Origin of the sequence: Neolewinella persica DSM 23188 (assembly GCF_000373105.1) — a bacterium.
GTDB classification, from domain to species: domain Bacteria; phylum Bacteroidota; class Bacteroidia; order Chitinophagales; family Saprospiraceae; genus Neolewinella; species Neolewinella persica.
The window spans coordinates 71,944-94,134 of the sequence record NZ_KB890438.1; the positions used below are offsets into that span (position 1 = coordinate 71,944).

The 22,191-nt window shown below is 52.4% G+C and carries 15 protein-coding genes; 6 read left to right on the plus strand and 9 right to left on the minus strand.

The window, feature by feature from the left end; all coding sequences use genetic code 11:
* Positions 1-349 precede the first annotated feature (349 nt).
* Positions 350-2,257, plus strand: coding sequence for a RecQ family ATP-dependent DNA helicase (locus B036_RS0116565; protein ID WP_020569851.1), 1,908 nt, complete (start codon positions 350-352; stop codon positions 2,255-2,257).
* Positions 2,254-3,390 (plus strand): glycosyltransferase family 4 protein, encoded by a 1,137-nt coding sequence (locus tag B036_RS0116570; RefSeq protein ID WP_020569852.1) that lies wholly within the window; start codon positions 2,254-2,256, stop codon positions 3,388-3,390. The genes B036_RS0116565 and B036_RS0116570 overlap by 4 nt, the downstream gene beginning before the upstream one ends.
* Here the strand turns inward: B036_RS0116570 and B036_RS0116575 are convergent.
* The 6 genes from B036_RS0116575 to B036_RS0116600 form a co-directional block, all read right to left on the minus strand.
* Positions 3,387-3,644 carry a hypothetical protein gene (locus B036_RS0116575; protein ID WP_020569853.1) on the minus strand — a complete coding sequence of 86 codons (258 nt, stop codon included), beginning with the start codon at positions 3,642-3,644 and terminating at the stop codon, positions 3,387-3,389. The two genes, B036_RS0116570 and B036_RS0116575, sit on opposite strands and share 4 nt — an antisense overlap.
* Positions 3,645-3,913: 269 nt before the next feature.
* On the minus strand, positions 3,914-4,072 hold the full coding sequence (locus tag B036_RS33635; RefSeq protein ID WP_020569854.1) for a hypothetical protein: 159 nt from the start codon (positions 4,070-4,072) through the stop codon (positions 3,914-3,916).
* A gap of 259 nt (positions 4,073-4,331) precedes the next feature.
* Positions 4,332-5,831: a serine hydrolase gene (locus B036_RS0116585; RefSeq protein WP_157472190.1), complete on the minus strand. Its 1,500-nt coding sequence runs from the start codon at positions 5,829-5,831 to the stop codon at positions 4,332-4,334.
* Positions 5,832-5,962: 131 nt separating this feature from the next.
* Positions 5,963-6,811 (minus strand): TIGR01459 family HAD-type hydrolase, encoded by an 849-nt coding sequence (locus B036_RS0116590; RefSeq protein ID WP_020569856.1) that lies wholly within the window; start codon positions 6,809-6,811, stop codon positions 5,963-5,965.
* 13 nt (positions 6,812-6,824) lie between these two features.
* Entirely contained in the window at positions 6,825-7,850 is a 1,026-nt protein-coding gene (locus B036_RS0116595; protein WP_020569857.1) for an aminoglycoside phosphotransferase/kinase family protein, read from the minus strand.
* Positions 7,851-7,903: 53 nt separating this feature from the next.
* Positions 7,904-9,238: a glutamine synthetase family protein gene (locus tag B036_RS0116600; protein ID WP_020569858.1), complete on the minus strand. Its 1,335-nt coding sequence runs from the start codon at positions 9,236-9,238 to the stop codon at positions 7,904-7,906.
* 213 nt (positions 9,239-9,451) lie between these two features.
* On the opposite strand from B036_RS0116600, the gene B036_RS0116605 reads away from it, so the two are divergent.
* A complete protein-coding gene (locus tag B036_RS0116605) occupies positions 9,452-10,000 on the plus strand; it encodes a DNA-3-methyladenine glycosylase I (RefSeq protein ID WP_020569859.1) in 549 nt (182 codons plus the stop codon).
* Between the two features lie 186 nt (positions 10,001-10,186).
* Here the strand turns inward: B036_RS0116605 and B036_RS0116610 are convergent, their stop codons facing one another.
* On the minus strand, positions 10,187-10,882 hold the full coding sequence (locus B036_RS0116610) for a VIT1/CCC1 transporter family protein (protein ID WP_026232058.1): 696 nt from the start codon (positions 10,880-10,882) through the stop codon (positions 10,187-10,189).
* A gap of 101 nt (positions 10,883-10,983) precedes the next feature.
* Between B036_RS0116610 and B036_RS0116615 the strand changes: the two genes are divergently transcribed.
* Together B036_RS0116615 and B036_RS0116620 are read left to right on the plus strand one after the other, a co-directional pair.
* Positions 10,984-11,355, plus strand: coding sequence for a VOC family protein (locus B036_RS0116615; RefSeq protein WP_020569861.1), 372 nt, complete (start codon positions 10,984-10,986; stop codon positions 11,353-11,355).
* A gap of 234 nt (positions 11,356-11,589) precedes the next feature.
* The gene (locus tag B036_RS0116620; protein WP_020569862.1) at positions 11,590-12,384 is read left to right on the plus strand and encodes a class I SAM-dependent methyltransferase; all 795 of its coding nucleotides are present in this window, start codon (positions 11,590-11,592) and stop codon (positions 12,382-12,384) included.
* A 25-nt stretch (positions 12,385-12,409) separates the two neighbouring features.
* Here B036_RS0116620 and ccsA read toward each other — a convergent pair whose 3' ends face one another.
* On the minus strand, positions 12,410-15,277 hold the full coding sequence (ccsA, locus tag B036_RS29770; protein ID WP_020569863.1) for a cytochrome c biogenesis protein CcsA: 2,868 nt from the start codon (positions 15,275-15,277) through the stop codon (positions 12,410-12,412).
* A gap of 127 nt (positions 15,278-15,404) precedes the next feature.
* Positions 15,405-15,800 carry a cytochrome c maturation protein CcmE domain-containing protein gene (locus B036_RS0116630; protein WP_044102984.1) on the minus strand — a complete coding sequence of 132 codons (396 nt, stop codon included), beginning with the start codon at positions 15,798-15,800 and terminating at the stop codon, positions 15,405-15,407.
* A gap of 697 nt (positions 15,801-16,497) precedes the next feature.
* Here B036_RS0116630 and B036_RS34300 point away from each other — a divergent pair.
* Positions 16,498-22,191 (plus strand): Ig-like domain-containing protein (locus B036_RS34300; RefSeq protein ID WP_455014821.1); only part of this gene is annotated, 5,694 nt, incomplete at its 3' end.

Sequence of the window (22,191 nt, forward strand, 5' to 3'; positions counted from 1 at the left end):
GAACGCCCCATCTGGTTGAAATACTGGGTGGGGCGTTTTTCTTTCCAACCGTAGGCCTTCAGGCCGTGAAGGTTTAACGCCTTTAGGCGGATTCCGAGCCTGAAGGCCGGGTTACATGCGGGGGAACTTGATACGATGGCATAGTCTCCCACCCGCCCACTTTGCCCTAGTCCCTTCCCTTGCATCCCGCGTCCGCGCCTGATTAAGCAAAAAGTCAAACAGTCCATTAATCATACTTTAGTACGAACGCAGTAAGCATTCTTGTCCGGTAGCTACTATTTGACTAGCTGACTCCCTGACTACTTGACTATACTTTATTCGTACCTTCGCTCTTACCCAAACCACCCCCGTGTCTCCCCACCAAGTCCTGAAAAAATACTGGAACTACGACGCTTTCCGCCCCGGCCAGGAGGAGATCATCAACGCAGTGATGGAGGGCAAAGACACCCTGGCCTTACTACCGACGGGCGGCGGAAAATCCATCTGTTTCCAGATTCCCGCACTGGCGCTGGAAGGGGTTACGATCGTCGTCTCCCCGCTGATTGCGCTGATGAAAGACCAGGTGCGGCAGCTGAAAGATCGCGGCATCGTAGCCGATGCCCTCTATAGCGGGATGCGCCGTGGAGACATTGATCGCATCCTCGACAACGCCGTGTATGGCAATACCAAGTTGCTGTACATGAGCCCGGAGCGGCTACTGACCGATCTGGCCCGCGTTCGGATTGGAAAGATGAACCTCTCCCTGATTGCCGTAGACGAGGCGCATTGCATCAGCCAATGGGGCTATGATTTTCGTCCGCCCTACCTGCGGATTGCCGAGTTGCGGGAACTGCATCCAGACGTCCCCATCATCGCCGTGACGGCTACGGCAACGCCAGAAGTGGTGGAGGACATACAGGAGAACCTTGACTTTAAAAAAGAGCGCCTAGTCTTCAAGAAAAGTTTTGGCCGGGACAACCTGGCCTACGTTGTCCGCCGACCAGAATCGAAGGAAAAGCACCTACTGGAAATCCTGAAAGGCGTACCCGGCACCAGCATCGTCTACGTCCGTAGTCGGGGGCTGACCAAGCAATTGGCCCTGATGCTGCAACGGAATGGCATCGCTGCGGCCAGCTACCACGCCGGTCTGGAACCGGACGAAAAGGACCGCCGCCAGGATGCCTGGATTAAGGGCACGCTTCGCGTCATCGTGGCCACCAATGCCTTCGGAATGGGCATCGATAAACCGGACGTCCGAACCGTGGTTCACTATGGTCCGCCCGATAGCCCGGAAGCTTACTTCCAGGAAGCGGGCAGGGGAGGGCGCGATGGAGAAATGAGCTACGGCATCATGCTGTACCACCCGACCGACGGTATTCGACTGCGCCAGCACTGGGCCCAGGCTTTTCCCGAGATCAGCGAGGTGAAACGCGCCTACCGGGCCCTGGGTAGTTACCTGCAGTTGGCCGTTGGCGGCGGACAGGGAGAAGCCTACGATTTCGATATCGTAAAGTTCTCCCAGAACTTCGGCTTCGACGTCCGGCAAGCCTACAGCGCCCTGAAGGCTGTAGAACGGTCCGGCTACATCCTGCTGACCGATGCCATCAACCAGCCCGCCCGTCTGCAATTCATTGCCACCAAAGAACAACTCTACGACTACCAACTTAAGCACCGGGCCCAGGATAAACTGATCAAATCCATCCTGCGGACCAGCCACGGTGCTTTCCTCAACCCCGTCCAGATCAAGGAGGGCGCGCTGGCTAATTTTCTTAACCTTGAACTGGCCGACCTGCAGCGGGTCTTTCGCAAAATGGAGGCCGAGGGAATTATTGATTATTTCCCGGAAAAAGACCTGCCTCAGGTGGTTTTTGTGGAAGAACGCATCGACCCCGATGCGCTAAGGATTGACGAGAAACAATATAAATTTCTGAGGGACCGGGCCTTCGAGCGTATTGAAACCATGATCAACTATGCGGAAGGGCAGGGAACCACCTGCCGTTCCCGGACGCTCCTCCTGTATTTTGGGGAGCCGGCGGTGGCCGACTGTGGTATCTGCGACGGTTGCCGCGTTCGCGCAAATTCCGGTAATCCCGTACTTACACCGAAGAAGGTTTATGGAGACATCCTCACGCGACTGGAGGACGACAATCCGCTAACCGTTGAGGAGGCCGCCGGAGAATACGGCGCGGTGCGGCGGAAAGCCACCACCGAAGTTATTCAGCACCTCATCCGGGAAGGATTGATCGTTCAGGAAGACGGAAAACTGCGTAAGCCATGAGGATCGTCTTCACCGTCACCAACGATCTGGCACAGGACCAGCGGATGGATCGTATCTGCCGCTCCCTGACCAGGGCGGGGCATGAGGTCACGCTGGTGGGGCGGGAGCTGCCGACCAGCCAGCCCTTGCCCGAAACCCCTTACCGGCAGTTCCGCATTCGCTGCAAAAACCTTGCGGGTAAACGCTTCTACGCCGAATACAATTACCGTCTCTGGAAGACGATCAGACAATGGGAATATGACGCCATTTGCTCGGTTGACCTGGATACTTTGCTGGCCGGTGTCTCGCTTACCCGTGCAGAACAGCACAAGCTTGTCTTCGATGCCCACGAGTGGTTCAGCGAGACGCCGGAGGTGATCAACCGGCCACTCATCCGGGGCGTATGGCGCGGCCTGGGCAAAGCCCTGGTGCCCAGGACGGATGCCCGCTACACGGTGGCTCCCATGCTGGCCAAACAGCTGGAAGAAGATTACGGCGTCCCCTTTAAGACGGTCCGGAACCTACCTGTCGGTCGGTCGGCTGCCCAGAGGGACGAAGTCCCGATGGAGGGGGCCGTCGGGCCGATTACAACAGGGCGGAAAGTCCTACTCTACCAAGGCATGTTCAACCCCGGGCGGGGTTTGAAAACGGCCATTGAGGCACTGGCTTTATTACCTGATTTCGAACTTTGGTTGGTGGGTGATGGTCCGGAGTTGGGCGCGCTGCGCAGGTGCAGTGAGGAGTTGGGATGCGGTGACCGGGTCTGGTTTGCGGGCTTCCGCCCGCCGGCCGAACTTCCAGCAATTACCGCCAGGGCCTGGTTAGGCCTCAACCTGCTCGACGCCGTCAGCCCCAGCTATTACTTTAGTCTGGCGAATAAAGCGCTCGATTATATTCAGGCCGGGTTGCCCTCGGTGCAGATGAATTTTCCGGAGTACCACGGTATCCACCAGGAGTACCATTGCTTCCTGCTGATCGACCACCTGGCCCCCGTTGACCTCACTGCTGCTATCCGCCAATTGGCCGCAGACCAGGCCCACTTCGCCAGGCTTCAGGCTGGCTGTGCCCGGGCGGGGGAGGAGCTGGTTTGGGAACGGGAGGAGGAGGTGTTGTTGGGGATTTGGGAGCGGGTGCAAAGGGCCACCATCGTCTAACTTAATTTTCGTTCTTTTATCAGCTCTTTCACAGCTTCGTGCCTTTTATTGTTTTCAGGCTTGTGGAATACCCTAAAGGCGAGGTACAGAGGGATTAAAGTCAAGAATCCCCAAGAGTTTGTCGCAACGCTGTAAATTACAATGCCCATCAAAAAACCGATTATTACAGCATGCATTATGGCAGCTGATTTCATTTCCTTTGCTTGGGCTAACAGTTCTTGATCTGTTAACTCGGATAGGTCTTTGTTCGTCATTATAATGAGATTAAGTATTGGGTGAGGAATGCTGACCCTAAGTTAAAGCCAGTGTTACCGATGGGCGTGGGCGATTCCATAGAACGCTTGTCGCAGTGTCGATTTAATGGTAATAATGCTTCTTGATTAGAATTGTTGCCCCTGACAAACGTCAATCGTTGAACCTATCGACGAAGGAGGCGAATGAATGGATGAATTGTACCTGGGCGCTTCCATGAAGGTTGCATGATCACCACCTGAGATGACGACCCAACTCTTGTCGGCTGTTTTTAGTCGGGTGAAAAGCTTCGCTTTTTTTCTGTGGGTCCGATGGGGTCAAACTCTCCCTGCAGAATCAATACTGGTGTGGTAATTGAGGTGGGGTCAATTTTTTTGTACTCGTTCTCATTCTTCCAGTCGGCTCTGACTGGGTCATGTTCCAGGGCCATTTTTACTTAAGTAGTAATCGCCTGTTGACTGATACTGCCAGGTGTTGTGGGGACTTAGCTTACTGAACTCCCCGTCAACACAGGTTCGAATCGCAGATTAAGGCAGATTACGCTGATGAACACAGATGTTACTATTGCTTAATTTGTGATTATCTGTGTAATTTGTTGAAATCTGCGATTCTAAATGTATTGCCTTTCCAACGTTCAATAGAAAGGGCTTTTGCCACTGCTCATACTAGCCTATCTCCCATTCAGTCCCCTACTCCCGAACCCCCTCCAATTCCTCAAAAAAGATATCATCATTAGGCACATCAAACCGCAACCCGGACACCTGCTGCCGGTTATCCTTCAAAAATTGCACGGTGCCGAAATCGAACCAGGCGTGGGGTTCGTGCCACTCCAGTTTCCAGGTGTCGTAGTGCCAGTGGCTGAGGGTGGCGTTAAGGCTGGGGCTTCTGTCAAAGTGCAGTTCCAGCTGGCGCTCTCCCGTGCGGACGACCTCAAATTTGCCGAATAAGGGATCGGCGTAAGTTCCGACCATATCGTCTACACCAACGGTCGGCTTAGTGTCCATAACTCTGCTGGCTTTGGGAGCGGTAAACTTCTCCTGCCAGCTAGCCCTGCCTTTATCTTCCCGGTCCGTAGCGTCGGTCAACCAGTCAATATCATCGATACCTAGCGCAAGGTCCCGAATACGACTACCAAGGGCAGACGAGAGGCCCGTCATGCTGTTGGATAAGACAACGATGCCAAGCTCCAATTCCGGGATCATGATCACCCGGGAGTACATACCGTCGTAGCCGCCGCCGTGGGTCACCACGGCCTTCCCTTCCCGTTCGTAGATGAACCACCCCAATCCGATGGAGGAAAAGGACAGTTTACCACCGGAGAAGTTGTGGACCTTGAACGTCTGGTCCAGCACCTTTTCGGGGAAGATTTCTTTACCAGCAACGGTGCCTTCCTGCAACTGGGCATTTAACCACTTCAGCATATCATCGGTACTGGAGATGATACCACCGGCTGCGCCGGACGCCTCCCAGGGCGCCATTCTCAATGGCTGATTCCCTCTGTGAGTGACGTGTGGAGTAGCGACATTACCCATCTCAGCCAGGGGCTTGACGGAGGTTTGGCTCCGGCTCATGCCCAGCGGACCAAAGAAATTGCTTCGTACGTACTCCGCCCAGCTTTGCCCGGTCACCGATCGGATTACTTCCCCGGCGGTAATGAACATCAGGTTGGTGTATCCGTAACCGGCCCGCCACTCGTAGGCCTGGGGCAGGTGCCTGATTTGTCTGATGATCTCTTCGGCACTCTTTTCACTCTTGTACCAGATGGCGTCGCCGCTAAAGGTGCCCAGCCCAACCCGGTGGCAAAGCAGATCGCGTACCGTTGTGTGGCTGCTGACGTAGGGATCGTAGAGCTGGAAGTAGGGCAGGTAAGTTTGCACGGGTTCATCGAGATCCAGCTTGCCCTCTACGTGGAGTTTAGTTAGAGAGGTGGAAATAAATGCTTTGCTGTTGGAGGCAATGGCAAAGAGGGTAGCGCCGTCTACGGCTTCCTCTTTTCCGTCCGTCCGCGTACCGAAGCCGGCAGATAGGACCACTTTCCCGTCTTTGATGACGCCCACCGCAAAGCCGGGGGTGTCATATGCCGCCAGCGCAGCCATGGCGTCGCGGTTGATTTCTTCGGCGGTTTGGGCGGTTAGGGATAGGGTAGTGCCTAGGCAAAAAACGAGTAGGAGCTGGAGTTTGAATTGCATGTTGTGAAGGTAGGGCAAAAAGCTATTTATCCCGTTACCTTCAGACTGGTAGGCTTTGTTCCCCGGCGCTTGTGCCGGTCTATTTTTACCAGCCGGCACAAGTGCCAGGGGAACAAAGCCCCGCTGTAGACCTACTCCCCAATTGACAAACAAACATAATCCGGAAATATCCCCGAAGAAATAATCTCATTTTCAGCACTTTCCTTCTGCGTGTTGCCCGACAGTACCAGGGCCGTATCAATACCGAAGGAGTTTCCACCGAGGATGTCCGTATGTAGCGTATCACCTACCATGAGTATGTCCGATAGGTTTACGTTGGACATCTCCCGGCTGACACTATCCAGCCCAAGCTGGAACATCTGCATCGCTGGCTTACCGAATTTTACGAACTGTCGGCCCAGCACATATTCCGCCAACCTGGCAACACTCCCGGTGGCGAGAGCAACTTCGTTCGCCGCAACCGGATACAATAAGTCCGTATTGGCCACCACGACTGGTACCCGGCAGTGCCGCAGTAGATTGATGACAATGTTAACGTCCGTATTCATGTCGTAGCCCTCATCATCAAGGAAGGCAATGGCCTTGATGTCTGCAGCATCCGCTATGTTTACCTCAGCTACCGGAACAGCTTCCAGACCCGCCCCAATGATATAGGCGGCGGCGGCGGGTGTACCAAGGTAGGCTACTTTTCCACTACGGATTTTCTGTTCGAGAAACTGGCGGGTAGTGGCACCGGAAGTAATGATCTCTTCTGGTGGAATGCTGTTGAGGCCATAATGCGCCAGTCGTCGCGAAGCGGCTCGTGAAGAACGAGCGGCATTATTCGTCAACACCCTTATGTGCTTTCCGTCCTCCCGCAGGCGGGCTACGCACTCGACTGCGCCGGGGATGAGGCCCCGATGGTTGCGTAATACGCCGTAGCTATCGAAGAAGATGACCTTGTAACGTGCGGCAACTTCGGTGAAACTTTGAATTTCCAAGATAGAGGGAGATTTAGAGGTTGAGAGCTTTGAGGAGGATGTTTTCGTCAAATTTTTCGTCGAGGGTAGGTAGATGTGTCGTGATCACTTCGTCAGCAAGCTTCTTCGCAATCTCTTTCCGGAAGAAATACCTGCCTAAGCGTAAGACGTAATTTAGCAGGAAGAACCGGTAGGACTCTTTGATGAACAGTACCTCAGCCCGGTTGAGGGGAAATACCTCATGATATTCTTGCAGGAAGAGAATAAACCGATCTTCAAGCAGTCGATCCACCTCATAGGTGAAAACCGTTTGGTCACCGACGTCCGATACCACCCGGCTGAGGAAGTAAAAGTCGGTAACCCGGGTTGAGACGCGGAACCAGTCGTAGTCCCACCTACTGGCAAGGCGTCCGTCACTGCCCACACTGAAATTTCCGATATTCCAGTCAATAAAGACGGGGATCTTTTGGAAGCCGTGGACGTTGATTTTGAAGGTGTTTTCGAGGAATAGGCGACAATGCTTTTTGATCAGTTCGAAGTCTTCCGGATAGTCGGTTTCAGCGGCTGCGTACAGGGCGTTTACGTCAGTTGTCATGTCCCGGTCAGACCGGGGTAGGGTATGGCTGATCAGGGCACAGTCTTTGTGGAAAAAGGCCATTTCACGCCCTAGTTGGCTTACCTGATCTTCCGTTAGCCGGCGGGGCGCAGTTTTTTGAATCCGGATGGGACGGTAGAAAACAATCCAGGCGTCCATGGTGTCGTCCACGTGCCGGTGGAAAAAAATGTTGGGCCCTTTCATCAAGGCGCTGCTCAGCAGCCCGGCATAGCGAACGGGGAGGTTGTTCGATAAAACGTTGATGATGGTGTGGTCTTCGGCAAAGTTTTCGAAGGAGCCGAAGACGGTAACCTTGGCAATCAGGATGTTTTCATCCTCCATCTTGAGCTCGTAAACCGAGTTGGTGGATACCGTGGCGCTGATGTCTTTGATGGACCTTATGCTCCGCGTGTGGTCGTAGGCTCGCCAGGCGTAGCGGATAATTTTTTCGTAATTCTGTAACATCGAAGGTGGTGTCTTTGCGCTGGTTTGCCAGGATTGACCTGACAAAGTAGTGGTTAGGTTAATTCAAAATACCGACGGCGTTCCCAGTCGGTGACGGAAGAGAGGAATTGCTGCCATTCCCACTCACGGGTACGGACGAAGTGTTCTACAAATTCGTGGCCGAGGAGATCGCCTGCGCCTTCCCAACCCTTCATTGCACCTGCGGCCGCGCCCAAATCCTGGGGCAAGGGAAGACCGATCGCTTGTTCGTAAGCACTGCCTTGCACCAGCTTTGCCGGCAGCTTCAGCTCGTGCTCGATGCCGTACAAGCCAGCGGCCAGCGCTCCGGCAATGGCAAGGTAAGGATTGATGTCGGCCCCCGCCACCCGCGTTTCAAGTCGGGTACCTTTCTTGCCACCCGGGATGATTCTCAGGGCAACCGTCCGGTTGTCGATGCCAGCATTGGCCCGGGTGGCGGCCCAGGACCCCGCCACGTAACGCTTGTAACTGTTGACGTTTGGCGCAAAAAGCGGCATTAGGTAAGGCAGCAAAGTCTGCTGGCCCGCCACGTAATGCCGCATCGTTTTACTCAACTGGTTTTTACCTTTTGCGTCGTGAAAAGCGTTCTTTTCATCACGCCAAAGTGACTGGTGCAGGTGTCCGCCGCAGCCGGGTAAGTGGACGGATGGCTTGGCCATAAAACTGGCCATGAGCCCGTGCCGGTAGCTGATCGACTTCACACCCTGCTTGAAAAGTACGGCCCGGTCGGCTGCTTCCAGGGCCTCCTGATGGACCAGGGCCGCTTCCATAACTCCAGGCCCGGTCTCCGTATGAAGCCCTTCGATAGCTGTTTTAAAATCGGCAAGCTGGTCAAATAAATCCTGATGAAAATCGGCATATTCACTAGTCCGTAAGCCAGAATAACCAAACATGCCCGGGGTAAGTGGTTCGGGGTTTTGAAAATCTTTGGCGGCCAGGCTATTTGGTGTTTCCCGATAAGTGAACCACTCAAATTCAGGACCGAAACGGGCGGTAAAACCCATATTTTTTGCCTTTTCTATGATCCTGATCAGCAGGGAACGGGGGCAGGCAGCGGCCAGCGGATGCTTAGCATCCCGGAAATCGGCCAGCAACAACGGCAGGTTACTTTCCCAGGGGATGTTTCGCCGGCTCTCCGGAATGATTCGGGCCGTGAGGTCCGCAAAACCACCGTCGGGCTGATGTGGGTAAAGGGCATCCTGGCTGTCCCAGCCGAAAATTACGTTACAGAATCCGAAGCCCTTTTCGAGACTGGACAGGACCTTTTCTGTACTCAGGTATTTGGTGCGCAATACACCATCGATGTCGGTTACCCCAACTTTTATGCGGGTTGCATCCTGATCGCGGAGCCAGTCGATGGTGGGTTGCATTAGCGAGTGAGTAAGTGAATTAGAGAATGATTGAAGAAGAGAACAGCCGAAGGATTCTTTTTCCCTTTTCTAACTTTTAGAGGGGGCGGGGCCGCAGGTGCAAAGTAAGGTATAAAGGAGCAAGGTCAGAAAGGGTAAAGTAAGGTATAAAGGTAAAAGAGTGTAGAGGTCCATCTTTTATCTTTTCCCTTTTCTTCCTTTACCTTGGCTCGTATGGAAAATAGCTACTGCGCCCTGATGCCTGCTTTGCCGGAAGACCACGTACACCGGCGCTACCACGATTTTGAATATGGTTTCCCCATTGCTAATGACAACGAATTGTTCGGGCGGCTGATCCTGGAAATCAATCAGGCCGGTCTCTCCTGGCTGACCATTCTGAACAAGCAAGACAACTTTCGGGAAGCCTATGCTGGTTACGACATCAACACCGTTGCCCACTTCAACGAAACTGATCGCGCACGACTGTTAGCTGATGCGGGGATTATCAGAAATAAGTTGAAGGTCAACGCAGCCATACACAATGCAAATGTCATCCTGCGACTGCAACAGGAGTTCGGCAGCTTCAAAGCCTGGCTAGATCATCACCATCCGCTGACCAGGGAAGCCTGGGTAAAACTTTTCAAAAAGAACTTCAAGTTTACTGGTGGCGAGATAACGAACGAATTTCTGATGAGCGCCGGATATCTGGCGGGGGCGCATGATCCGGAGTGTCCGGTTTATGGGGAGACGGTTGTTGCGGGGCCGGCCTGGAGGAGAGAATGAGAGAATAATAGAATGAGGGGATGAGTGAATGCGCTGCCGAAAATACCATTCGCTGCGCTTGCTCATCTTGGTGGTGAAAGGTGAATACCTTAGCGTTTAAGGCGGCTAAAGGTGAACAAGCGTAGCGCAGTGAACGGCCCCTGCGGTAGCTATTCTCCCATTCAATAATTCTCTCTTTCACTATTCCTAGATATTAACCCCAAACAGATACCCCACCAAAGCCGTCAGCCCCATGGCCATAGTTCCCCAAAAGGTGATCCTGATGATTGGGCGAAAGGCATTGCTGCCACCGGTCGTCGCAGCGGCATAGCCGAGGAGTGCAAGTGCTAGGATGGCCACGAAGTATTGGCCAGGGACCATCCATTCCAAGGGCGAAAAGACGGAAACTAAGACTGGTAAAATACCTCCGGCCAGGAAGGCAGCCGCGGAAGCAATGGCTGCTTGTAGTGGATTGGCTTCGGTCAGGTCACTGATCCCTAATTCGTCGCGGGCGTGAGCGAGCAAAGGGTCGTGTTCGGTTAATTGAATGGCCACTTCCATGGCGGTGTCGGGGCGAAGGCCCCGCCCTTCATAGATTTGAGCCAGCTCCCTGAGTTCTTGTTCTGGCATGGTTTCCAGTTCTTTTCTCTCCCGTTCGAGGTCGCTTTTCTCCAGGTCCGACTGTGAACTCACCGATACATATTCTCCGGCGGCCATGGAGAGCGCACCTGCTACCAGGGCTGCAACCGAGGCCAGAATCACGGGGTCTCTGGTAGTGCTGGCGGCAGCGACCCCCACCGCGACACTGGCGGTGGACAGGATGCCGTCATTGGCACCTAAGACGGCCGCGCGCAGCCAGTTGCTGCGCATTACGTAGTGATCTTCCTGAATAACTTCCTCCATGGTCTCGTTGAATTTGTACGGCACAAATTAGTAAAGCAAAAATTGGTAAAGGGTGACAAGTCGTAACTTTAGCTTCTTTCCTTAACCAGAATCAACTCCCAATGAAACTCGGTGCATTTTCCGTCAGCCTCAGCGTTAAAGACCTGATGGTCTCCAAAGAATTTTACGAAAAACTGGGCTTTACCACTTTTGCTGGCGAAGCCGCTAAGAACTACCTGATCATGAAGAATGGCAATGCACTGGTCGGCTTATTTCAGGGCATGTTTGAAGGCAATATCCTGACATTTAATCCGGGATGGGACGAAAATGCAGCCCTTGTCCCTGGCTTTGACGATGTCCGCGCCATTCAACAGGACCTGAAAGCTAAAGGACTAGAGCTGATGAGCGAGGCTGACGAAACGACTAAAGGTCCGGCCAGCCTCATGGTAACTGACCCGGATGGTAATTTGGTCCTGATTGATCAGCACGTTTAGCCGCGTAATTAAGCCTGCGGATAGTGATTTGGGCGGTAGCACGGCTAAGGAGAAAGTACGCAGGGCAATCGCAAGGTCGACGGAGTAAAGCCTTTGCGGTCATTTACGACCCGATCACTCGGCGGACGAGCCAGCTCGTATTGTCGCGTCTCGGCCGACGAGCGACCTTGCGATTGCCCTGAGAAGGTGCTTTCTGCTGGTATACAAACCGAACTACATTGCTATCTTCGCGCCATGCAGGAAAGACATACCAATAAGCGCCGTTATTTCGACGAGCAGGTCCTGACGACCCGCCGCCATGTACTACCTTATGTACAGGAAGTAATGCCCATTACTCCCAAGACGAGGGTCTTTGAAATTGGGAGTGGAGAGGGGGGCAACCTGGTTCCTTTCCTGGAGTTGGGCTGCCCGTGTGTCGGTGTTGACTTCAACCAGGTGAAAATTGATTTAGGGTTGGGTTACATCAAGGAAATGCTGCCAAAGGCAGACATCAAGATGATCGTCCAGGACATCTATGACAGCAAGGCTGAAGCGCTCGGAACCTTTGACCTCATTATATTACGCGACGTCATTGAGCATATTCACGATCAGGGACGTTTTTTGAAATTTGTCCACAAATTCCTAACGCCTACCGGACGCATCTTTTTTGGTTTTCCTCCCTGGCGGATGCCTTTTGGCGGCCACCAGCAGGTGCTGCGTCACCGTTTGCTGAACAAGCTGCCCTGGTTTCACTTGCTGCCCAATGGTGCTTACGCGGGGTTGTTACGCGCTGCGGGCGAAGGAGATAAGAAGGTGGAAGATATGTTGGAGATCAAAGAGACCGGCATTAGCGTTGATCGTTTTTCCCGATTAGCTAAAGAAGCAGGCTTTCGTTTTGACCGCAAGGACCTTTGGTTCATCAATCCTAACTATGAAACCAAGTTTGGCCTGACCCCAAGGAAACTTCCCGGTGTAGTCGATAGCGTACCCTGGATTAAGGACTTCTTCTCCACTTGCTGCTATGCCATTATTAGTAAAGACAGAAATTAGGAGCTAAGAACTAAGAGCTAGTTTCCTACCTCCTAGCCTTCTTTTCCCGGATCCGGAACACCATCGAGATCAGTAGTCCACCCATCATTGCGATGGTACCGAACCAGAACAGGTTGATGCCAGGGAATTCTATGGCCTGCAGGGCCAGCCAGTCGGATCGAGCACTGTTGGTGGCTACGGCTACCGGTATTTTCAGCGCACCGCGTCGCGGTGCTTCAGCGACCAATAGGGTTGCTTCGCTAGTTTCGGGGTTGAGGTTAATGAGGTTAGCGAAGATCCCAAGCTCCCGGTGCTCATCACGAATGCGACTGGGTGTTTTGTCGCGGATAATGAAGACAGGTTCCAGGGAGCCGGTGGTGCCGTCGTCGGCACTGATCTGCAACTGAGCGCTTACGGCAATGTCTCCTTCACGAGCGGTGTAGTGACCGACTTTCGGATTTGGCTGGAAATTCCGGAAGGTGACTTCCTTGTCACCAATGGTGAAGGAAGAGCCGGGGGTAACGACAAATTCCTGATACTGCAGATCATCCTCCGCCACCAGTAATTGGTCGAAGACAGATTCATCGATCTTGAGGCGGGTGCTGATCTCGTTTAGCTGAGCAGGGTAGTGGTAGAGTAAACCTTCACGAAGTACGAGGGCAATTTGCTCCCGGAAGGTCGTATCCGCACCGTTGCGGGTAATGGCCACGGTGGCGCTCACGCCAATATCATTGGGCTCCGCTACGTAGTTGGAGTGGTAGGGGGTTCTGGAAAAGGCTTCCAGCGCAATCTGATAGTTACGGACCAGGAAGGTGTCCGGCTCCCGAATCTTCAGGGTGTCTTTGAAGGCTAACTGTTCGCCCTCCAGCAGTGGGATGATCTTGTACTTCAGGCTGTCTTCTTTCGCCTGTTTTTCTTTGATACTCTGCTCTTCGAGCGGGAGGCTCATGATGACGGTGAAGATGTCCTTATTCCAGTAATGCTTAGTGCTGGGGTTCGTAATGGCGATCTTCTCAAAACTTTTATCGTAGAGGAGGTTAGGCTCCAGCTGGAATTCTTCCAGGATGTTGCCGTTTTCATCACGCCGTTTATAATCGACGAAGTAAGTCCGGTTATAGCCATCGATGGAGTCGTTCCGGAGGGTGAGTTCGTAGTTCTCCATGATCATCGGCTCGTCCTTGATCAGGATAACGGTGGTACGCTCCAGCTCTTCGTCCTCGCTCAGCCCCTCCATGAGGAACTGATTCTGACTGATGATACGCTTGTTACCTCCACTCGCGAGGATACCCAGGATCATGAGGCCAAAACCGATATGACTCAGACTACTACCAAAGACTTTGCTGTCTTTGAAGGCAAAACGAATCAGATAATCCGTATTGGTCCACACGGCAAACCAGCCGCTGAACAGCATCATCTTGAACTGCCAGGGCCCGGCGTCGATCCACTGCAACGTTGCCCAACTAAGGACCACTGCACCTGCGACCGCGCCCAGCGTATGCATCAAAAATGACTTCCAGTGCTCGGCGAAATCCTTTTCCCGCCAGCGTAAGAAGTGAGCGACCCCCGAAAGAATGCCGATAAATATCCCGATCCATATCTGGAAACGATTGTGGTGTGCTTCCGGATCCGTGAGCGTAACGCCGTCAAATACCGGATTGAAGTACTCCATTACCTCATTGTACACCGGCAGGCTCGTTGATCCGGTGATCAACACCGCCGACATCAACAGCACCAGACTACCGATGAACATCCAGAACTCCCGGCTGCTCAACGATTCTTCTTTTTCGGGGACGGGAATTCCCCTCCATCGCCAGGCCATCAACGCTACGCTGCCCAGGCCAAAAAAGCCGAGGAAAAACAGTAGTTGTGCTTCCAGTCCCATTTCGGTAAAGGCATGCACTGAGGTATCCCCCAGCACCCCCGATCGGGTGAGGAAGGTGCTGTAAACGATCATCACGAAGGTGAAGAGATAGAATAGGTAGGTCGCCCGAATGCCCTGCCCGGTGGCCCGGCTGATCAGGTTGGTGTGGAGCCCGGCCACTAAAAGTAACCAGGGTACGAGACTGGTGTTTTCCACCGGGTCCCAGGCCCAGTAACCACCAAAATTAAGCGCTTCGTAGGCCCAGGCGGCACCCATCAGGATACCGATACCGAGAATACCTGCGCTGAACAAAGACCAACGCAGGGCGGGCCGCAGCCACTCCTTGTGTTGCCCCGTCCATAGCCCCGCAACCGCGAAGGCGAAGGGAACTACCGTGCTGGCAAAGCCCAGAAACAGGGTAGGAGGGTGGATGGTCATCCAGTAATTCTGCAGTGACGGGTTGAGGCCGTTTCCTTTCAGTAGCGCAACGTAGTCGGCCTGCTGAAAGATTGGTGCATTGATGGTTTCCCGAAGCAACAGCATCGGGCTGGAGCCGAGTTTGATCATCCAGTCGCCAATACCAAAATGGACGCCCAGAATCATGGATACAATGACGATTTGCACCGCGCAAAGCACCGCCATTACTGGCCGTTCCCACTTTCGGGCGGTGACCATCAGCACGTATCCCAGGATGACGTGCCAGAACATCCAGAGCAAAAAACTGCCTTCCTGGCCTTCCCAGAAGGCACTGAAAATATAGCGTTGTTGCAGGTCTGCACTCACGTGCGCGCTCACATACTGGTACTCGTAGTACTGGTTGAGCATGGCGTAGAAGATGCATCCGATCACGGTGAACACCGCTGCGCCGTGCGCCAGAAAGCTCAGCTGGCCGAGTCGCGCCCACTTACCACCGCGCAATTTTTCGTCGCGGTACTGCGTCGCCAAAAAGTAACTCACCATGCTGAGAATCGCCGCAAAAAAGGCGAGAAGCATGGCGAAGTGGCCGATGTGGCGGGGGCCGAGGTGTTCGTTGATGTATTGGATTTCTTCCATTAGTCAAGGAGTCAAGCAGTCAGTTAGTCAAGGAGTCAAGCAGTACAGGTAGTCAAATAGTTAAGCAGTCAGTTAATCAAAGAGTCAAGCAGTACTATTTGACTCCTTGACGCTCTGTACTGTTTGACTATTCCACTAATCCCTTAATCATCGATTCTTCGTCCTTATACTTACTGGGGCACTTCAGCTGAATGTCCTTAGCGATAAATTTTTCGCCTTCCATGCGGCCGGTCAGCACGATGGATTCGGACATTTCGAAATCCTGCGGTTTGCCCTTCAGCAAGATGACTTCACGTTCATTACCTTCCTGGTCTTCCAGGAAGAAACTGAATTTATTGGGGTCCTTTAGCGGCTCGAACACCATGGGCTTGTCCTTGACCAGGCTACCGACGAGCTTAACGGACTCACCGGTTTCAGCGGCCTTGTCGAAGTTAGCGTAGGGGGCTACTTCACCGCCCGCAGTCAGTACCAGTGCGGTAGCGACGATGACCATAATGATGGCGAGTAGATATGTCTTTTTCATAGCGCGAGGTCTTTTTTTTGGCGCGGCCGCAGGTGCAGGGAAATGATTTGAAAGTGCAATACAACCTGCAAACGACCGTACGCCCCGCGAAGGTACGCTCAACTGTCTTGAGCATGGTCAGAATTGGGTAAAGGTTGAGCTTATAAACATCTAGGCTTACGGCAAACAGACTCCTACCCATATGGCGGGAGAGTTTATGGCCTACTAAAAGGACGGTGGTGGTCCGGTAAGCATAGAGGGGAAGAAGAGGTAGGGATTAGAACGGACCGACTGGAGGACTTCCGGTAGGCCGTTAGATTGTAAATGAATTTACCTGTTCAACCAGGTAGTCAAACGGGTGAACGAAATTAGTCGAGCTGCGCAACAAGTCTAAAACGCTGTACTTTTCAAGAAGAAAAATACAGTGATACAGTTTTATTGTTAGTATATTGGTGGGCTTGATCTCAATCAAAGGGCAAAAGCTTTGCTTTTCGACTCTTTTATCTGCTATTGGCCTGATGGAGAAACAAGTGTTTTAAGTTAAACAGATAGTGCTTTAGTAACAAGTTATGATTGAATAGTATTGAATTTTAAAGGGTTTTTAAGACGACTTTCTTTCAGCTATTCCAAGTTTTTTTCACCGTAACTATTTTCTATGTTACTACATAATCTCAAGCCTCAAGTTTCAGCGTTAGGTTTATTGCTGCTTTGTTTAACCATGTCTTCGGTTGGATATGCGCAGTGTAACCTGGCTCCCCCGACTACTCAGCCGGTTGTTCAGTGTGGCCCCGGAAGTACGACACTTCAGGCTATGGGGGGTGGGGGGACAATTGCCTGGTATGATGATTCTGGCAGCCTGGGTCCCATAGAGACAGGTAGTTCCTTCGTTACGCCTTTCCTCAGTGAGAGTGAGACCTATTACGCGGCCGTCACCACCACTTCCTTGTCAACCTGGAACTTTGCCACCGATCTGCAGGGGTGGACGGCTGCTACGCAGTGTGGACTCAATGCTGTTAACTGGGTTTGGGATTCGGACGGAGGTCAGGGAGCTGCCTTTGCGGAAAGTGCCTCTGGAAATTCCAGCTTGTTTCTCAGCTCTCCCGTCATTGACGTAATGGGGGCTAACGCCATCGATTTCAACTTCATTCATCGGTTTAATACTGAAACCTGCTGTGATCATGGCTATGCGGTTTATCGCTTAGATGGTGGTGCCTGGCAACGTTTCGTCCCCACCACGGGCCCTTACAACGTTTTTGATTTCATGTATAACGACCCTTTCCTCGGAGGTTGCGGCAACTCGCCGGATATTGATGTCTTTGCCGGGGATAATGGTGGATACCAAAATAGTGGAGGCCTGTTGGGAGTGTTGGGAGCCAGTACGGTGGAAGTAGGCTTCCTGTTTACGTCGGATGCTTCCTTTATGGATGAAGGTTGGTACATCAATGAGGCTAGCGTGGAAGTAATTTGCGAAAGCCCGCGGGTGCAGGTAGATGTAACGGTGACTCCTTCACAAGAAGCCCCGACAACGGTAGGCGCTTCGACTTGTGGGGGGAGTTCTGCTACAGTCAGTGTGAACTCGAATACGAACAACCCTGCTCCTACTTTCCAGTGGTTTGATGATGTTACCGGAGGTAATTTGTTAAGCTCAGGGTCAACCTTTACTGCTTCGCCAAGCGAAACAACGACCTATTGGGTAGAAGAGCTTGCTGGAGGACCCCAATTAGATCAATCCTGGACTTTTGATACAGACAGTGAGGGATGGACCCTCGCCACCCAGTGTGGGCTGCCCACCAATTGGGAATGGAATGGTGATGCCAATCGTGGCGCCTTGTTGGCCAACAATCCGACTGGGGGCAACTCGAGTATGCTGGCCATTTCTCCGGTGGTGAACGTAAGTAGTTTTGAAGAGGTGTTTTTCTCTTATAACCATCGCTATAATACCGAGACTTGTTGTGATCACGGCTACGTTGTTTATCGTCTCGATGGCGGCCCCTGGCAGGTTTTTCAGGCGGGCGATTACCCCGTCTTTGACTTTATGTACAATGATCCCATCATGGGGGCTTGTGGCAACTCTCCGGACATGGATGTCTACGCGGGTGATTCGGGTGGCTACCTCGCCTCCGGAGGTTTGTTGGATGTGAGTGGCGGCACGAATTTAGAGGTGGCATTTCTCTACACGTCCGATGCTTCCTTTGTCGATGAAGGCTGGTATATCAATTCGGTTAGGTTACTTAGTTCATCCAATTGTCCGAGTGAGCGTGCTGCCGCGACGATCTTTATTTCGGACGCGCCACCAGCGCCAACGGTGGAAAACCAGGACCAATGTCTGGGCCTGACGTCTACCCTGACGGCACAGTCTAATTCGGGATTTTCTACTCCCGCATTCGAATGGTACGATGCTGCGGTTGACGGCAACTTACTGGCCAGCGGACCTAGCTACCAATTTGAACCGCTCGGCCCAACGACGATCTATGTACAGGAACTTGGCCAGGCTACCCAGCATTGGTCCTTTGATGCTGACTTTGAAGGGTGGACGGCAACTACAGAGTGTGGTTTGAGTGACAATTGGGCCCCGAACCCGGACGGAGGGGGTTCCTTGTTTGCTGCAAATCCAGGCGGCGGCAACAGTAGTATGCTTTTGCGTTCACCGCCCGTGATGGTGACCGGTTCGGAAGAAGTGCAATTGACGTATAATCACCGGTTCAATACGGAAACCTGCTGTGACCACGGCTACGTAGTGTACCGCTTAGATGGCGGCCCCTGGGAAGTTTTTCAGGCGGGCGATTACCCTGTCTTTGACTTTATGTACAATGATCCAATTATAGGAGATTGCGGCTTTTCGCCGGACATGGATGTCTATGCGGGTGATTCAGGTGGATATATCAGTTCAGGTGGAGCCATCCCCACCAGTGGTGTTCAATTCCTGGAAGTAGCTTTTCTCTTTACCTCTGATGCCTCCTTTGTCGATGAGGGTTGGTATATCAATGACGTTACGATTGACGGCGTGGCCCAGGTTGATTGTCCGAGCCCTCGGGTACCCCTGTCGATCAACTTTCCTGACTTGACCGCTCCTGTAGTGAATGATGCTGAAATTTGCCCCCCTCAAGCTCCTGTTTTAACGGCAGTGACAACCTCCGGAACGACCAATTCACAATTCGAATGGTATGACGCTCCGGTTGATGGCAACCTTCTCTTTGTGGGAAATCCTTTTACGCCTAATCCGATCCCACTTTCTAACACCTCTTATTATGTAGAAGAAGTAATCACCGGCCAACAGGTCTGGAGTTTTGATGAAGACCTGGAAGGCTGGAGCACTAATGGGGAATGTGGTTTTTTGGATACCTGGCAATGGATTGATGAGGGCGGAGAAGGAGCGCTATTCGCCCGGCAGGCAGGCTCGGGTAATTCCAGTATGATCTTGCAATCACCGGCCGTTGATGTAAGTGAGGATGAAGGGATTGTTCAACTTTCTTACCGCCATCGCTATAATACAGAAGCCTGTTGCGACCACGGCTACGTCGTGTACCGCTTAGACGGCGGCCCCTGGGAAGTATTCCAGGCAGGTGATTACCCTGTTTTCGACTTTATGTATAACGACCCCATCCTCGGGGCTTGTGGTAATTCGCCCGATACGACGGTCTATGCCGGTGATTCGGATGGCTACATCTTGTCTTCGGGTGCTATTGACGTTGGTGGGGCGGCGTCCCTTGAAGTCGGATTTCTCTATACTTCGGATGCCAGTTTTGTCGATGATGCCTGGTACCTCAGTGAAGTAACAATTGATGATATCAAGTCTACTTGCGTTGGACCTCGCTCTGAAGCACAGGTAATCCTTTCGGATGGCCTGCCAGAACCAACTGTGGAAGATATTGCGGCTTGTCCGAATGAAAACTTGGACTTGCTTGCCGTTTCGAATTCCGGCCTGGCTAACCCTTTATTCGAATGGTACGACGCTCCGGTAGCGGGTAACCTTCTGTTCACGGGCAACCCGTACCCGATAATAACCGGAGGGCTAACGACCTACTATGTTGAAGAATTCACCAATGGTGATGGTTTATGGACCTTTGATGACGGCCTCGAAGGGTGGTCGGCTAACGCACAGTGTGATCTTGTGGGGGGTGGAAACTGGGAAGCATTGGATGATGCAGGAACGAGCACCCTCTTTGCTCAGCAGGGTGGTTCTGGCAACAGCAGTATGTTCCTCGAATCTCCCATTTTTGAATTAGACGGGCAATTTAGTATTGACTACTCCTTCCGCCATCGCTTTAATACAGAGACTTGTTGTGATCACGGCTATGTACTGGCCAGCATTGATGGCGGCCCTTGGGTACAAATTACACCAACGACCAATTCCTACAATGAGTTCGATTTCATGTATAATGACCCCTTCCTGGGAGGGTGTGGTAACTCGCCGGACATTAATGTCTATGCCGGTGATTCCGGCGGCTACTTAACTTCTGGTGGAAGCGTTTCTGTAGTAGGTGCTGGTACCTTACAAATCGGTTTCCTGTACACGTCCGATGCTTCTTTTGTGGATGACGGCTGGTATATAGATGAGGTGCTGATTGAAGACATCTACCCGGGCTGTCGTTCTGATCGAGTAGCCTTGAATATTTTAGACCAAGGGGATATTCCGATCTTATTCGATTGTCCAGGAGATGTCCTGACACCAAATGATGTGGGGGTATGCAATGCCTCTGTCGATCTTATCCCGCCAACGGCTACTGACGGTTGTGAGGGCCCACCCCTCGTAGTTAGCGGAACGCGCAGCGACGGGCTGGCCCTAAACCAGCCTTATCTTGTGGGGACTACGACGGTAGAATGGACAGCTACCGACGCAGATGCCAACGCGGCTTCCTGCAGCACAACTGTGGTCGTAGTTGATGCTGAGAACCCAGTGGCAAATTGTATTAATCCAGTAGTTCCGCTTGGCTTAGATGGTACCACTGATTTGACTCCAGGTTTGATCGACAATACCTCTCTGGACAATTGTGGTATCACCAATCGAACACTTGATGTGGTTCAGGTAAATTGTACAGATATCGGTCCTCCAATTCCAATTACCTTGACAATTGTGGATGCAGCAGGTAATGAAAACAGCTGTATCGCTCAGGTGACGGTTGTAGATGATTTGGCGCCTAAAGCTATTTGCCAGGATATTGATTTGCCACTTCTGGCAGATAATACCGCTATGCTCTTGCCACCGCAAGTTGATAATGGGTCAAATGACAACTGTGGGGCTGTTACTCTCAGCGTTAGTCCGGACCAATTTACTTGTGACAACATTGGACCCAACACAGTTACCCTTAATGTGCAAGATGGCAATGGGAATATGGCTTCCTGTCAGGCAACAGTGACCGTGGTGGAAGGCGCGGGTGATTGTAATAAGCCGCCAGTAGCTATATGCCAAAATATTACCCGGGAAGCTGACGGAAATTGCATGGCGATGGTTACTGCTGAGGAGTTGAATAATGGATCCTTTGACCCAGATGGTGACCCCATAACGTTCACCTTGGCACCTCCCGGCCCGTACAACTTAGGAATAACGATAGTTACCCTAAAGGTAACAGACCCTATCGGTGAAGAAGACACCTGTGAGGCAACCGTTACGGTGGAAGATACCACTGATCCCATTGTAATAACTGTGGACCAGATGGGTACACTCTCTGATGACGCTGGTACCTTTATGGTGGACAGTGCGGCTGCAGTAGTTAGCATAGTTGATAATTGTGAAATCGTTTCAGTGGTGTTAAGCCGCTCACTCCTCTTCAGTTGTGAAGACATTGGTGAAAACGAAGTAACAGTCACAGCGATCGATAATAGTGGAAATGTGGGCACCTCGACCTTCATCGTTACGGTAACCTTCAACCAGCCCCAACTGGCTTGTATTGGTGAAATCAACGTTACCTTAAATGAAGCCTGTGGCTTTGAGCTGATTCCGGCGCAATTACTCACTGGCAATACGGTATGCCTCGATGCTTTCGATTTTGAAATCATAGTCCAAGACAGTAACCCAGGCAACGGCCCCATCATCGATGGTTGTGGCAGTTTCAACTACATGATCCGCTCGGTGGGTACCGGCCTGTTTGATCTCGACTTCGAGACGTGCTGGGGCATCGTCAACGCCGAAGACAAGACGTCTCCGGTGGCTGAAGTAACACCAGACGATGTAACGCTGCTGTGCGTNGACTTCGAGTCTGACGCCAACAACGTATCGACCCTGCCCAACAGCATCAGCCGCTGTTACCGCGTGGACGCCCAAACGGGTGCGACCATCGTTAACACCATGGCGCCGGCGCTGCGCGCNCGCCTGCTGGCCGGTGGCCTGACGCCACTGGTGCCGATCTTCACCGACGGCTGTGCCCAGCAACTGGAAGTATGTGTCTCTGACGCCATCGCCTTTGGCGAAGAC